Source organism: Mesorhizobium sp. P2_D5, assembly GCF_056404355.1.
On the sequence record NZ_JBFUEE010000005.1, the window covers coordinates 1 to 13210 of the forward strand.

14 protein-coding genes are annotated in these 13210 nt (G+C 63.4%); 10 read left to right on the plus strand and 4 right to left on the minus strand.

Translation table 11 applies throughout. The features are described from left to right. Positions 1-26: 26 nt before the first annotated feature. On the plus strand, positions 27-671 hold the full coding sequence (locus AC1DYW_RS21350; RefSeq protein ID WP_477227824.1) for a YceH family protein: 645 nt from the start codon (positions 27-29) through the stop codon (positions 669-671). 267 nt (positions 672-938) lie between these two features. Here the strand turns inward: AC1DYW_RS21350 and AC1DYW_RS21355 are convergent, their stop codons facing one another. Further along, positions 939-1364, minus strand: a complete 426-nt coding sequence (locus AC1DYW_RS21355) for an OsmC family protein (RefSeq protein ID WP_477227554.1) — start codon at positions 1362-1364, stop codon at positions 939-941. Positions 1365-1619: 255 nt separating this feature from the next. On the opposite strand from AC1DYW_RS21355, the gene AC1DYW_RS21360 reads away from it, so the two are divergent. The 3 genes from AC1DYW_RS21360 to AC1DYW_RS21370 all read left to right on the plus strand — a co-directional run bounded on the left by AC1DYW_RS21360 (position 1620) and on the right by AC1DYW_RS21370 (position 2855). Beyond that, positions 1620-1838: a hypothetical protein gene (locus AC1DYW_RS21360; protein ID WP_095084396.1), complete on the plus strand. Its 219-nt coding sequence runs from the start codon at positions 1620-1622 to the stop codon at positions 1836-1838. Next, positions 1835-2191 (plus strand): YciI family protein, encoded by a 357-nt coding sequence (locus AC1DYW_RS21365; RefSeq protein ID WP_477227555.1) that lies wholly within the window; start codon positions 1835-1837, stop codon positions 2189-2191. Before AC1DYW_RS21360 ends, AC1DYW_RS21365 begins: the two co-directional genes overlap by 4 nt. A 136-nt stretch (positions 2192-2327) precedes the next feature. Further along, positions 2328-2855, plus strand: a complete 528-nt coding sequence (locus AC1DYW_RS21370; RefSeq protein WP_477227556.1) for a hypothetical protein — start codon at positions 2328-2330, stop codon at positions 2853-2855. A 162-nt stretch (positions 2856-3017) separates the two neighbouring features. On the opposite strand, the gene AC1DYW_RS21375 is transcribed toward AC1DYW_RS21370, so the two are convergent. Continuing rightward, complete coding sequence (locus AC1DYW_RS21375; protein ID WP_477227557.1) at positions 3018-4277, minus strand: ubiquinone biosynthesis hydroxylase; 1260 nt, start codon at positions 4275-4277, stop codon at positions 3018-3020. Positions 4278-4376: 99 nt separating this feature from the next. Here AC1DYW_RS21375 and tesB point away from each other — a divergent pair, with 99 nt between their 5' ends. The 3 genes from tesB to AC1DYW_RS21390 all read left to right on the plus strand — a co-directional run bounded on the left by tesB (position 4377) and on the right by AC1DYW_RS21390 (position 7195). Next, positions 4377-5252 (plus strand): acyl-CoA thioesterase II, encoded by an 876-nt coding sequence (gene tesB / locus AC1DYW_RS21380; protein WP_477227558.1) that lies wholly within the window; start codon positions 4377-4379, stop codon positions 5250-5252. A 217-nt stretch (positions 5253-5469) separates the two neighbouring features. Then, the gene (locus AC1DYW_RS21385) at positions 5470-5808 is read left to right on the plus strand and encodes a P-II family nitrogen regulator (RefSeq protein WP_095084051.1); all 339 of its coding nucleotides are present in this window, start codon (positions 5470-5472) and stop codon (positions 5806-5808) included. A gap of 31 nt (positions 5809-5839) precedes the next feature. Then, positions 5840-7195: an ammonium transporter gene (locus tag AC1DYW_RS21390; RefSeq protein WP_477227559.1), complete on the plus strand. Its 1356-nt coding sequence runs from the start codon at positions 5840-5842 to the stop codon at positions 7193-7195. 309 nt (positions 7196-7504) lie between these two features. Here AC1DYW_RS21390 and AC1DYW_RS21395 read toward each other — a convergent pair whose 3' ends face one another. Then, positions 7505-7876, minus strand: a complete 372-nt coding sequence (locus tag AC1DYW_RS21395; protein ID WP_477227560.1) for a hypothetical protein — start codon at positions 7874-7876, stop codon at positions 7505-7507. A gap of 215 nt (positions 7877-8091) precedes the next feature. Between AC1DYW_RS21395 and AC1DYW_RS21400 the strand changes: the two genes are divergently transcribed. The 3 genes from AC1DYW_RS21400 (at position 8092) to AC1DYW_RS21410 (ending at position 12676) form a co-directional block, all read left to right on the plus strand. Beyond that, positions 8092-10764: a DNA translocase FtsK gene (locus AC1DYW_RS21400; protein WP_477227825.1), complete on the plus strand. Its 2673-nt coding sequence runs from the start codon at positions 8092-8094 to the stop codon at positions 10762-10764. A gap of 126 nt (positions 10765-10890) precedes the next feature. Next, positions 10891-11571, plus strand: coding sequence for an outer membrane lipoprotein carrier protein LolA (locus AC1DYW_RS21405; RefSeq protein WP_477227826.1), 681 nt, complete (start codon positions 10891-10893; stop codon positions 11569-11571). A 298-nt stretch (positions 11572-11869) separates the two neighbouring features. Continuing rightward, on the plus strand, positions 11870-12676 hold the full coding sequence (locus tag AC1DYW_RS21410; protein WP_477227561.1) for an exodeoxyribonuclease III: 807 nt from the start codon (positions 11870-11872) through the stop codon (positions 12674-12676). 66 nt (positions 12677-12742) lie between these two features. On the opposite strand, the gene AC1DYW_RS21415 is transcribed toward AC1DYW_RS21410, so the two are convergent. Beyond that, positions 12743-13198, minus strand: coding sequence for a Crp/Fnr family transcriptional regulator (locus tag AC1DYW_RS21415; protein ID WP_095084055.1), 456 nt, complete (start codon positions 13196-13198; stop codon positions 12743-12745). Positions 13199-13210 lie beyond the last annotated feature (12 nt).

The window sequence follows — 13210 nt, forward strand, 5'->3', positions numbered from 1 at the left end:
GCCGGCCTCAGAAGGATAGCGACGCCATGACAGATACCGACCTTCCCATTCTCTCCCCTGTCGAGGCGCGCGTGCTCGGCTGCCTGATCGAGAAGAAGGAGCTGACGCCGGATGTCTATCCGCTGACGCTCAACGGCGCGCATGCCGCGGCCAACCAGAAGACGGCGCGCGAGCCGGTGATGGCGGTCGAGCTTGTCGAGGTCAGGCGGGCGCTGAGCCAGTTGGAGCAGAAGGGCCTGGTCCGGCAGGTCTTCGCCTCGCGCGTCGAGCGCTACGAGCATCAGGTGGCGCAGCGTTTCTCGCTTACCACGGCGCAGATCGCGCTGATCGGCCTGATGCTGTTGCGCGGCGCGCAGACGGCGCATGAATTGCTGGCGCGAACCGAGCGCATGGCGCGGTTTTCGTCGATCGAGGCGCTCCGCACCGACCTCGACCTGCTGATCGGCCGCAGGCCGCCGCTGGTGGTTCTGATCGAGCGCGGCCCCGGCCAGCGCGAGGAGCGTTTTATGCACCTGCTGAGCGGCGCGGTGCAGGTCGCGCCCGTCGCCATGCACCAGGCGCCGTCGGTCGCCTCATCGGTCTCCGGCCTCGAAGAGCGCGTCAGTACCCTCGAGGAAGAAGTTGCGAGGCTGCGCGCCCTCATCGAGGCACTGACCGGCGAAGGCCGCTAACAATCATTCGAGACGCTGGCGGGACAGCGCCCCCCTCTGTCCTGCCGGACATCTCCCCCTCTTGGGGGGGAGATTGGACGTCACCTCGACTTTCGCCAATCTCCGACGCTGAATGACGCAGGACGGCAAAGCTGCCAATCTCCCCCCATGAGGGGAGATGCCCGGTAGGGCAGAGGGGGTGACCCGGCGCCGGCGTTGCGAAAGATGCTTCTACAAAATGCAAAACGCCGGCCCTTGAGCCGGCGTTTCTGTATCGAACCCGAGCTCTCACCCAAGGCTGGCGTCGAGCGACACTTTTATGGCGCCGAGTGCCTTGGAGACCGGGCATTCGGCCTTGGCCTTTTCGGCCAGTTCCTTGAATTTCGCCGCATCGATGCCCGGCACCTTGCCGACCACGGTGAGGGCGCTGCCGGTGATGCCGGTGCCGGGAACCAGCGTCACCACGGCCTTGGCGTCGAGCTCGGTGGCGGGCGTGCCGTTTTCAGCCAGGAAGTGCGAGAACTGCATGGCGTAGCAGCCGGCATGCGCCGCGGCGATCAGCTCTTCCGGATTGGTGCCGGATTTGCCGCTCTCGTCCTCGAAGCGCGCCTTGAATGAATAGGGCGTGCCCTTCAGGGCCCCGCTCTGCGTATCGAGCGTGCCGTTTCCCTCTTTCAGATTGCCTTTCCAGACGGCGTTTGCGGTGCGGTCCATGAATTCCTCCTTGGTTGTCGTGGTGGGCTGTGGTGGTGGGTTGCCGGGCTTGTGATCGAGGTTGGGGCCGGCGTCCGGTCAACTATAGCGCGTGCGGACGCGAAGGCCACTGCGCTCTTTGGACCACTACACGGGTGTCGACCGCGGTTGCCTCGATTCTTTTTGAAAAAATGCGCGTGCAGAAATGTCGACTTTGATCCGCCTCGCCCGTCCTGCGGGCGGCCACCCAAGTTTGATGGCCGGATGGAGGATCACATGGATATGCTGTTTTGTGCGCATTGGAAGAAAAAAGCCGGCCGCGGAGGCGGTGGACAGGAAGCCGACTGGATGCACCAGCCCGCGCCGGCGTTCGGCCGGTTTCTGGCAGCGGTTGCCATCATCGGGGTTGCGGTGTGCATTCTCGACCACGCTGCGGCGGGCAAGGGCCGGGCCGACACGCTCGTCGCCTCGACACAGCAAGGGAGCTCGAAATGAAATATGTTTGCCTGGTCTATGGTGAGGAAAAGGATCTTCACGCGCTGACCCCGGCAGGGTCGGCCAAGCTCAACGCCGATTCGCTGGCCTATGACCGATCGCTCGAGGAGAAAGGCCTGCTGATCGTCGCCGAGGCGCTGCAATCGGTTACGTCAGCCAAAACCGTGCGCCGGCGCCAGGGCAAGCGGCTGGTCACCGACGGGCCCTTCACCGAGACCAAGGAGCAGTTGCTCGGCTTCGTCATGGTCGAGGCAAAGGATATCGACGAGGCGCTGGACATCGCCGCCGGTATTCCGCTGGCTGAACTCGGGACCATCGAGGTCCGCGCCATCTACGACATACCGGGGTCATAGATGCCTGCCATGCGTTGCGGCCATTTCGAAACCAAGGCGTTCGGTCGAGCGAACGTCTCGATTTCGCTCGCAACTTTTGCGCGTTGATGCAAGGCAAGAGTTCTCCTATCGTCACCGGGATTTTGGGGGATTCTTCATGCCTTTCCTGATTGCGATCCTTGGCGTGTTGGGCGCGGCGGCGTTCTGGTGGTACCGGATGAAGGCGATGAACGAGGCGGCGCGTGACGTTGCCGATGTCATCGGTCGGGTCCAGGGCTCCGTGCGCCGCAAGAAGCTGCGCAAGCAGGCCGCCCTGTCGCCGCTGACGGCGATCGACGATCCGGTGGTGGCGGCCGCGACGTTGATCACCGCCATCGTTTCCGAGGATGGGCCTGTGCTACCGCAGCGCGAGGCGGTCATTCGCGCGGTGATTTCCGAGATCGCCGACAAGAAGAAGACCGACGAGGCGGTGATCTACGCCAAATGGGCCGCGTCACAGATCGACGACACGACGATCGTCATCGACAAGCTGGCGCCGTTGTTGCGCGAACGGCTCGATGTGGCCGAGCGAAACGATCTGCTGCAGATGGTCAACCGCGCTGCGCAAGGTGGCGAGAAACGCCTTGAGATCGCCGACCAGCGCATATTGCGGCTGCGGCAGAAGCTGGGCTTCGAGGTCAACTAGGGTGTGCTGATATTCAGGTGAGGCCGGCCTGCGAACGGCGACTTCCTGCGCTTCCGGTGCTCACGTACCCAAAAGTACGCTCCGCTCCGGTTCTCGGAACTCACCATTCTCGGCTCGGCCTGACCTGAATCTCAACACACCCTGGCACGTCCGTGAAACGGCTCAGATTGCCTCGCCTTTCAAAAGTCTTGGCGTCCCGGCGGACAATCCCGATGCCTGGCGGATAAAAAACTCCTTCAGTCGCGGCATGCGCTCGACCAGGCCGAGCCCGATGTCACGGACGGCGCGCAGCGGGCCGATGTCGTTGGAAAACAGCCGGTTCAGCACGTCCGTGGTGATGCCCATCTGCACGGTGTCGAAGCGCCGCCACTGCTGGTAGCGTTCGAGCACGTCGAGCGCGCCGATGTCCTGGCCGAGGCGGTCGGCCTCGACGATCACTTCGGCCAGAGCGGCGACATCCTTGAAGCCGAGATTGAGGCCCTGGCCGGCGATCGGGTGGATGCCGTGGGCGGCGTCGCCGGCCAGCGCTATGCGCGGCGCGACGAAGGCGCGCGCGATGGTCAGGCCGAGCGGCCAGGCGCGCGGCTTGTCCGCGACGCGGATCTCGCCAAGCTTCAGGCTGAAACGCTGTTCGAGTTCGTGCTCGAAGACGAGATCGTCACCGGCAACCAGCTTCTCGGCATCGGGCGTGCGCTCGACCCAGACGATCGACGAACGGTTGGTGCCGTCCTCGCCGGGCTTGAGCGGCAGCGTGGCAAACGGGCCGGCCGGCAGGAAATGTTCTTCCGCGCGGCCATTGTGCGGGCGTTCATGCGCCACCGTACAGACGATGCCGGACTGGCCATATTCCCACTTCACCGTCTTGATGCCGGCCATGTCGCGCAGCTTCGAGTTGACGCCGTCGGCGGCAACCAGCAGCCGGGTCTTCAGCGTCGCACCGTCGGCAAGATGCACGGTGATGCCGGCGCCGTTGGTCTCAAAACCCTGCACGGCGACGCCTTCGATGATGTCGATGCCGAGTTTCTCGGCGCTGGCCCGCAAGGCGCCGTTCAGTACCCGGTTGGCGACCATATGGGCAAAGGGTTCGCCCGGTGCGACCTCGCCGTCGAAGGTCAGGAAGACCGGGCGCACCGGATCGGAGGTGCGCGAATCGGTGATGATCATCTCGGTGATCGCCTGGGCCTGCGGCGCGATCTCGGCCCACACGCCGAGCTGGTCGAGCATGCGGCAGGCGGCGGCGGCGATGGCCGATGCGCGGCCATCCCTTTGCCAGGCGCCGGCGGGTGCGGCATCGACCAGAGCGACGGCAAGGCCCGGACGCGCCTGCTTCAGCGAGACGGCGCTGGCCAAGCCGACATAGCCGGCACCGGCGACCAGAACATCAAGCCCGAATCTGTTTTTTGCGTCGGTCTTGCGTTCCATCTTCTTCGCTCCTTCCACGCCGACCGGGCTTGCGCCCTTGACTGCCTGTCCGTCCTGTCGGAAACCGCCATAACACTTCTGCGGCAAGGGTGCGAAAAAATGACGGCTGCCATGGACGAGCTTCTCGGCATTCTCGACCTCGAGAAGCTGGAACACAATCTGTATCGTGGTCGCAGCCCCTTGCTGGACTGGCAGCGCGTGTTCGGCGGGCAGACCATCGCCCAGGCGCTGGTGGCGGCACAGCGGACAGTCGACCCAGATCGCCACGTGCATTCGCTGCACGGCTATTTCATGCGGCCCGGCGACACCAAGGTGCCGATCGTCTACGAGGTCGACCGGATCCGCGACGGCGGCTCCTTCACCACGCGCCGCGTGGTGGCGATCCAGCATGGCCAGGCGATCTTTTCGTTAGAAGCCTCGTTCCAGCAGGACGAGGTCGGCCTCGAACACCAGGTGCCGATGCCGCAGGACGTCCCGGCGCCAGACACATTGCTGTCGCAGCGCGAATTGCTCGGCAAGTTCGGCGAGGCGGTGCCCGAAGGCATCAAGCGCTACTGGGAGCGCGACCGGCCGATCGAGATGAAGCCGGTCATGCTGAAGCACTACACCAGTCGCGAAAAGCTGGAGCCGAAGCAGAACATCTGGATCCGCACGACCGGTCCGGTGCCGGCGGATCGCGCCATCCAGGCGGCGGTGCTGGCCTATCTTTCCGACATGACGCTGCTCGACACGTCAACCTTCGCGCATGGCCGCGCCATTTTCGATCGCGACATCCAGGCGGCAAGCCTCGATCACGCCATGTGGTTTCATCGCAGCCATCCGCTCGACGACTGGATGCTCTACACGCAAGACAGCCCTTCAACTCAGGGGTCGCGCGGCTTTACGCGGGGCTCGCTGTTTGCCCGCGATGGCACGCTGATCGCCTCGGTTGCCCAGGAAGGGCTGATCCGTCTCAAGCGATCGCCTGCAGAGTAGGCATTTTGAGAAAATTGCCTAATTTTTAAGCAGTCGGTTTGCCGCTGTTGCGGGCACGTCGTCGCTTTGGCGGCCTCAATTCCTTTGTTTACAACAGGTTAACACCCTGCTTCGGCAATTGGCACGGAGCTTGAATCCTGTCGGGCACTCTCCGGCTCTTTGGGTTCGGTGAAGTCGTGCAAACGCGGGGGACCGCAACAGCAAAGGGTGAAACCTTATGAAAATCGTGATGGCAATCATCAAGCCGTTCAAGCTCGACGAGGTGCGTGAAGCGCTTACCGCCGTCGGCATCCAGGGCCTGACCGTCACCGAAGTCAAAGGCTACGGGCGTCAGAAGGGACATACGGAAATCTATCGCGGAGCGGAATACGCGGTCAGTTTCCTGCCGAAGATCAAGATCGAAGTCGCGGTCAGTGCCGACGTGGTCGACAAGGCCGTCGAGGCTATCACCGCGGCCGCCAAGACCGGCCAGATCGGCGACGGCAAGATCTTCGTTTTCGGCATCGATCAGGCGGTGCGCATCCGCACCGGCGAAACAGACACCGACGCGCTCTGAGCGGCGAACACGTATTCCAATGGAGAGTTCAATGAATATTCCTTCCACCTTGAAGACGACGGGACGCGCCGCCCTTTTAGGGTCGCTCGCTCTCGCAGCATGGGGCACGGTCGCCGCCTTCGCGCAGGAAGCCGCTCCCGCCGCGGCCGCGGCTGCACCGGCTGCTGCCCCCACCCCGGTGCTCGACACCGGCAACACCGCCTGGATGCTGACCTCGACGGCGCTGGTGCTGATGATGACCATTCCGGGCCTGGCGCTGTTTTACGGCGGCATGGTGCGCAAGAAGAACGTGCTCGCCACCATCATGCAGAGCTTTGCCATCACCTGCCTGGTGACGGTGCTCTGGTTCATGTTCGGCTATTCGCTGGCCTTCTCCGACGGTGGCGGCATGAATGCCTACCTCGGCGGCACCTCGAAATTCTTCCATCACGGCATCACCACAGCCTCGCTGTGGCTGCCGGGCGTCGCGAACATTCCTGAATTCGTCTTCTCGATGTTCCAGATGACCTTCGCCATCATCACCCCGGCGCTGATTGCCGGCGCCTTCGCCGAACGCTTCAAATTCTCGGCGCTGCTGATCTTCATGGCGCTCTGGCTGCTCGTCGTCTACGTGCCGATCGCGCATTGGGTCTGGGGTGGCGGCTTCCTCGGCACGGCTGGCGTGCTCGACTTCGCCGGCGGTACGGTCGTCCACATCAACGCCGGTGTCGCCGGTCTGGTCTGCGCGCTGGTTCTCGGCAAGCGCGAAGGCTACGGCACCACCAACATGGCGCCGCACAACCTGGTCTACTCGGTGATCGGTGCTTCCCTGCTGTGGGTCGGCTGGTTCGGCTTCAACGCCGGTTCGGAACTGGCTGCCGACGGCCTCGCCGGTGCCGCCATGCTCAACACCCAGGTTGCCACCGCAGCAGCAGCGTTGGCCTGGATGTTCGCCGAATGGATCGTCGCCAAGAAGCCCTCCGTGCTCGGCATCATCTCGGGTGCCGTTGCCGGCCTGGTCGCGGTGACGCCGGCTTCCGGCTTCGTCAACCCGACCGGCGCCTTCATCGTCGGCATCGTTGCCGGCGTCGTCTGCTATCTCTCGGCGGTCAAGGTCAAGCACATGTTCGGCTATGACGACTCGCTTGATGCGTTCGGCGTGCACGGCGTTGGCGGCATCATCGGCGCCCTGCTCACCGGCGTGCTCGCCGATCCGGCGATCAACAGCCTGTCGTCGGGTGCTTCGCTCGGCAAGCAGATCTACGGCGTCGCCGTCACCATCGTGTGGACGGCCATCGCCACCTTCGTGATCCTCTACATCGTCAAGGCGCTCGTCGGCTTGCGTCCGACGACCCAGGAAGAGGTCGAGGGCCTCGACATCTCCCAGCATGGCGAAGTGGTGCCGTAAGGCCAGCTTAGCCAAGGGGCCGGTGGAACCCTCCTCCCGCCGGCCCCCTTACCTGCCTACGCAATTCCGAACGGAAAACCACCGCACATTTTCCTGGAATTGCCTTGAAAGATCCCGTCGTGACGCTCCCGAAAGGAGGTCACGCATTGAGGCCCGGACACGTTCCGGGCCTCTTTTTTGGTACCACGCCGACAGGCGTCTTGATCGAGCCGAGGTTCGATCTTTTCTGGCGTGCCCTGTGCCCGTTGCGAGGCCGCGCGTGGACAGGGCTTAAGCAGGATCTCCCGACAAACCGTTCCGGCGGCAGCCCTATCCGCCGGCGCCGTCGTCCATCATGGTGTTTGTCAGCGTCTCATAGGCCCTGCTGCATGACTGGGAATGAGGGCAGTTCCTGACGATCATCACAGGCGCCACCGTCAGGACGGCCGCGATGAAAATCTGCAGGCCGAGCCCCAGCAACCCAAATCCCTTGCCGAAAAGACCCCTGTACAAAAAATACAGGCCTTGCATCAGACAGGCGGTGGCGAGGGTGTGCAGCAGCGGGCTGGTCGCCCTGGCAAAGGGCGTCACGTAGCCATCCGGAAAGCCCACCATGCCGAGTTCGACAAACCAGTGCAAAGCGAGCAGGAGACTGAGCCCTGCCCAGCCCAGAACCGCCACGCGAAGGATGACAGATTGCATGCCTCTACCCAAATTGGTGGCCCTGCGGCAACGTCACTGCCCTTTCTCAGGTCGCTTTCCTCGGGCAGCAAGCGGCTCAACCGGCGGTAACGAGGTTTGATCATCTCAACCTCTTATAGTTAATGCGCCCTTAACCTTCCCGCCGATAGTCTGAGACCCGAATCTGCCGGAGTGCGCCACGCACCCGCACGAAGCAATGACAGACGAGGATGAGCATGCGTTCAGGGGCTTCAGCACCGCTCGCGCTGGCCGATACGGGGCACGGCATCCAGGCGTTCGCGCGGCGCCAGGTCGGGCGGCTGGTCGGCGCCGGACTGTTCGTGCTGGCCGCATTCGGCGTCGCCAGCCTTGCCACCTGGAATGTCGCCGATCCGAGCTTCTCGCACGCGACGAACAACACCGTCACCAACGCCATGGGCTATGCCGGCGCCGTGTTCTCCGACCTGGCCATGCAGTTCTTCGGCCTTGCCGCGGTTGCTGCGCTGGTTCCGACCGTGATCTGGGGCTTTCTGCTGTTTTCCGCGCGCGGCGTCGACAGGTTGCCCAGGCGCGGGCTTTCATGGTTTGGCTTCGCCCTGCTCGCCGCGGCAATGGCCGGCTGCGTGGTGCCGCCCAAGACCTGGCCGCTGCCCACCGGCCTCGGCGGCGTGTTCGGCGACATGGTGCTTAAGATCCCCGGGATTGTGATCGGCGGCTATCCGACCGGCCTGTTCGCCAGCATCATCGCCATCTTGCTGGCCGCACCCGCGCTGTGGCTCTTTGCCCACGGTTCGGCGCTGATCGGACGCAAGAACGGCTTCGCCGTGATGGAGGACGAGCCTGCCGTCGATCCGCGTGAGGACGACCTTTTGTTCGACAATGACGAGGATGAAGGCGACGAAGGCATTCTGGCGCTTGGCGCCATCACCCACTGGTGGCTGTCGCTGCGCGCCTGGATGCACCGCCGCGCCGTGCGCCGCAGGCAGGAGCGGGAGGAGTACGAGCCGGAGATGGAGCCGCGCGCGAGCGGCTGGCGGCGCGCCGCCGAACGGGTCGAATCGGCCGAGTTCGCCGAATCGCGGATGAGCCCGGACGGTCGCGCCCGCGTTGAGCCCGAATTCTTCGCCGCCATGGTCAATGACCGCAGTGTTTCGGTCGATCTGGATGATGACGATGTCTTCGGCGATCGCTTCGATAATGGCGAAGATGCCGATTTCGACGATGAGCCCGTCGTGCAACGCCGTTCGGCGCCGACCGCGAGGGTGCAGCAGTTCCGCTCCGATGCCGCCACCCGCGTCGAGGCGCCGGCGCCGCGTCCGGCTCCAGGCGCCCGCGTCCAGCGCGAGGCGCAGACATCGCTGATCGGCTCAGAAAAATTCGAGATGCCGTCGCTGCATTTCCTGTCCGAACCGAAGAACGTGGTGCGGGATGCCAGCCTGTCCAAGGACGCGCTGGAACAGAATGCCCGCCTGCTCGAGGGCGTGCTGGAGGATTTTGGCGTCAAGGGCGAGATCATCGCCGTCCGCCCCGGTCCCGTCGTCACGCTCTATGAGCTCGAACCGGCGCCCGGCATCAAATCCTCGCGCGTCATCGGCTTGTCCGACGACATCGCCCGCTCGATGAGCGCCATCGCCTGCCGCGTCGCTGTGGTGCCCGGCCGCAACGCCATCGGCATCGAACTGCCGAACGCCAAGCGCGAAACCGTTTATCTCCGCGAGATTCTGGCCAGCCGCGACTTTGAAACGACGAAGGCCAAACTGGCGCTGGCGCTGGGCAAGACCATCAATGGCGAGGCGGTCATCGTCGACATCGCCAAGATGCCGCACGTGCTGGTCGCCGGCACCACCGGCTCGGGCAAGTCGGTCGCCATCAACACCATGATCCTGTCGCTGCTCTATCGGCTGACGCCGCAGGATTGCCGGCTGATCATGATCGATCCGAAAATGCTGGAACTGTCGGTCTATGACGGCATTCCGCATCTGCTCACGCCGGTGGTCACCGATCCGAAGAAGGCGGTGGTGGCGCTGAAATGGACCGTGCGCGAGATGGAGGACCGTTACCGCAAGATGTCGAAGGTCGGCGTGCGCAACATCGATGGTTTCAACGCCCGAGTGCAGCAAGCCGACAAGAAGGGAGAAAAGATCTCGCGCACCGTGCAGACCGGTTTCGACCGCCAGACCGGCGAGGCGATTTACGAGACCGAGAATCTCGACCTCGAGCCGATGCCCTATATCGTCGTCATCATCGACGAGATGGCCGACCTGATGATGGTCGCCGGCAAGGACATCGAAGGTGCGGTGCAACGCCTGGCGCAGATGGCGCGTGCCGCCGGCATCCACGTCATCATGGCGACACAGCGTCCCTCGGTTGACGTCATCACCGGCACCATCAAGGCCAATTTCCCGACCCGCATCTCCTTCCAGGTGACGTCGAAGATCGACAGCCGCACCATCCTGGGCGAGCAGGGCGCCGAGCAGCTGCTCGGGATGGGCGACATGCTCTACATGGCCGGCGGCGGCCGTATCCAGCGCGTGCATGGCCCGTTCGTCGCCGATGAAGAGGTCGAGAAGATCGTCGCGCATCTGAAGCTGCAGGGCGTACCGGAGTATCTCGACGCCATCACCGAGGACGACGGCGAGGACGACGACGAGCCGTCGGGCAAGGGCGGTTCGGGCGGTGGCGGCGGCAACAGCAATTTCGAGGATTCCGATGATCCTTACGATCAGGCGGTTTCCGTGGTGCTGCGCGACGGCAAGGCTTCCACCAGCTACATCCAGCGCCGGCTGGGCATCGGCTACAACCGCGCCGCCTCGATCATCGAGAAAATGGAGAAGGAAGGGATCGTCGGCCCGGCCAACCATGCCGGCAAGCGCGAGATCCTGGTGCCGACCGAAGAGGACAAGTTCTGACCTTGTGGGCAACCTTGAACCGCTCAGGGCGTTGAAGCGAATGAGGCGCGGCTGACCCGCCAAACTTCAGCCCAACTGGGGGTCCAAGCACTAGGGCAACTCAGGAATCAGATGAGAGTGACCGACATGAAAAACGATCCTTCAGCGCTCCGCAGTTTTGCTCCCACCCGGCGCCAGTTGCTCGGGCTGGGCCTGGGGTTTGCAGGGGCGGCGGCCTTCAACGTGATGCCCGGCTTCCAGTTGCTGGCTTCGGCGCAAGCGGCCGTGCCGCCGGCCGCACAGAAGATCGCCGACCATTTTTCCTCGGTCAAATCGATGAGCGGGGAATTCGTGCAGTTCGGCCCCAAGGGCGAGCAGACCGGTGGCAAGTTCTTCCTCGAACGGCCGGGCAAGATCCGCTTCAACTATGACGGCGCGTCAAATTTCCGGGTGATTTCAGACGGCAAGTCGGTGGTCATCCTCAACAAGAGGCTCAACACCTCCGATCTCTATCCGCTGTCGAAGACGCCGCTGAAGCTGCTGCTCGACGACAAGATCGATCTCTCCGGCGACCGCGTCAAAAGCGTCAAGCAGGAAGACGACCTCACCACCATCCAGCTCGCCGACAAATCGGTGTTCGGCAATTCGAAGATCACGATGATGTTCGATCCCAAATCCTACGAGCTGCGTCAGTGGACGATCACCGACGCACAGGGCAAGGACACGACGGTGATGATCTTCAACGTCAAGGAAGGCGTCAGCTTCGCCGCCGACACCTTCGCCATCGACTACAGCGCGAATCGCGAAGTCAACACCAAGGCGCGGTAGAGCATTCCAGGAAAAGTGTGAAACGGTTTTCCCGGGAAAGGCGCGTAGTGCTTTCCCTGGGGGAATCGCGTCAAAACAAGGAGATAGAGAGGTTCTGCGTTTCCGTGAAACGATGAACCGCCCCAGGACCAATCGCGTCAATAGCTGTGGAAAGCCCTGGGTCGCGCCTCGCTGGGCGGGGGCCGGCTTGTCTTTGCGGCTTGCGGCTGGCAGTTTCCCGGACTGACTCCGTCAAAAGGCGTCTTTCCCGCCAGGGCCTGTCGGTTTTGGCTGGCCATACGCTGTCCTGGATTGCCGAATGCCCTTTTCCATTGCCACCTGGAACATCAACTCTGTTCGCCTGCGCATGCCGATCGTCGAACGCCTGCTTGTCGAGCATGCGCCGGATGTGCTTTGCCTGCAGGAGACCAAGGTTCCGGACGAATTGTTTCCCGAAAAGGCGTTCCGCAAGCTCGGCTACGAGCACATCGCCTTCCACGGCCAGAAGGGCTACCACGGCGTCGCCACAGTGGCGCGGCGGCCGATCGAGGTGGTCGAAAGGCGCCGCTTCTGCGAGATCGAGGACAGCCGGCATCTGTCAGTGACGGTGCGAGCCGGCGGCAAGGCCATCCTGCTGCACAATTTCTACGTTCCGGCGGGCGGCGACGAACCGGATCCTGTCATCAACAGGAAGTTCAGGCACAAGCTCGATTTCGTCGCCGAGATGAATGCCATCCGTGCCGAGCATGACGAGGTGTCCGGCTCGGTCCTTGTCGGCGACCTCAACATCGCCCCGCTCGAACACGACGTCTGGTCGCACAAGCAGTTGCTCAACGTGGTCAGCCACACGCCGGTCGAAACGGAAAGCTTCGAGGCGATGCGGCTGGCCGGCAACTGGGTCGACCTGATGCGGCTCAATATTCCGCAGGAGCAGAAACTCTACACCTGGTGGAGCTATCGCGCGCAGGACTGGCAGGCCTCTGACCGTGGCCGGCGGCTCGATCACGTCTGGTCGTCGCCAAATCTGGTGGCTGATTTTGCCGGCTATGAGATTCTGCGCCTGGCGCGCGGCTGGGAGCGCCCGTCGGACCATGTGCCGGTCATAGCGCGCTTCGATCTCGATTAAAGCTACGTCGCGGCCAGACCTTACCCCTAAGGTCCTGGCAGCGGGATGACCAGCTCATCGCTGCCGCTAGTCAGAGAAGCGGGGCGCCAGTTCCTCGATACGGCGGATCAGTGTCTGAAATTCCTCGGAGATACGCTGGTGGAGATTCACCGCGATTTCCGGATATTCTTCGAGGATGCGGCGGAACATCTTGCGGCTGAGCCGTATCACTTCCGAATCGATTTCGGCCGACGCGCTGGTCAGCCGGTTGCTGTCGGCGATCAATGCCAGTTCGCTCAGGATCGCGCCGGGGCCGACCGAACGTATCGGGATGCGTTCGCCGTTCTGCTCTCGATAGAGCAGGATGCGCCCGCTGACCACGACATAGGCGGAATCGGCCTCGTCGTCCTCGCGGTAAAGCTTGTGGTTGGCAAGCAATATTGTGTTCTCGGCGCCGAAGGCGAGCAGACGCAACTGTTCCTGCGTGAAGCCCTCGAAGAGCCTCACGGCGGACAGGATGCGAATGTCGTCATCCAACGCCATCTAGCTGTGTCC